The sequence below is a fragment of the Serratia sp. CY38905 genome (assembly GCF_052168875.1).
Classification (GTDB): Bacteria; Pseudomonadota; Gammaproteobacteria; order Enterobacterales; family Enterobacteriaceae; genus Serratia; species Serratia sarumanii.
In genome coordinates this window covers 1-612 of sequence record NZ_JBJNLV010000052.1, presented here as the reverse complement: position 1 = coordinate 612, position 612 = coordinate 1, and the positions used below count along the sequence as shown (strand labels likewise).

At 53.4% G+C, this 612-nt stretch carries 1 protein-coding gene; it reads left to right on the top strand.

Features of this window, described 5'->3' with window-relative positions; genetic code table 11:
- Positions 1–63 precede the first annotated feature (63 nt).
- A partial coding sequence (locus tag ACJ8MK_RS26010) for an IS6-like element IS26 family transposase (protein ID WP_016247604.1) occupies positions 64–612 on the top strand: 549 nt, incomplete at its 3' end.

Sequence of the window (612 nt, the reverse complement as noted above, 5' to 3'; positions counted from 1 at the left end):
GGCACTGTTGCAAATAGTCGGTGGTGATAAACTTATCATCCCCTTTTGCTGATGGAGCTGCACATGAACCCATTCAAAGGCCGGCATTTTCAGCGTGACATCATTCTGTGGGCCGTACGCTGGTACTGCAAATACGGCATCAGTTACCGTGAGCTGCAGGAGATGCTGGCTGAACGCGGAGTGAATGTCGATCACTCCACGATTTACCGCTGGGTTCAGCGTTATGCGCCTGAAATGGAAAAACGGCTGCGCTGGTACTGGCGTAACCCTTCCGATCTTTGCCCGTGGCACATGGATGAAACCTACGTGAAGGTCAATGGCCGCTGGGCGTATCTGTACCGGGCCGTCGACAGCCGGGGCCGCACTGTCGATTTTTATCTCTCCTCCCGTCGTAACAGCAAAGCTGCATACCGGTTTCTGGGTAAAATCCTCAACAACGTGAAGAAGTGGCAGATCCCGCGATTCATCAACACGGATAAAGCGCCCGCCTATGGTCGCGCGCTTGCTCTGCTCAAACGCGAAGGCCGGTGCCCGTCTGACGTTGAACACCGACAGATTAAGTACCGGAACAACGTGATTGAATGCGATCATGGCAAACTGAAACGGATAATC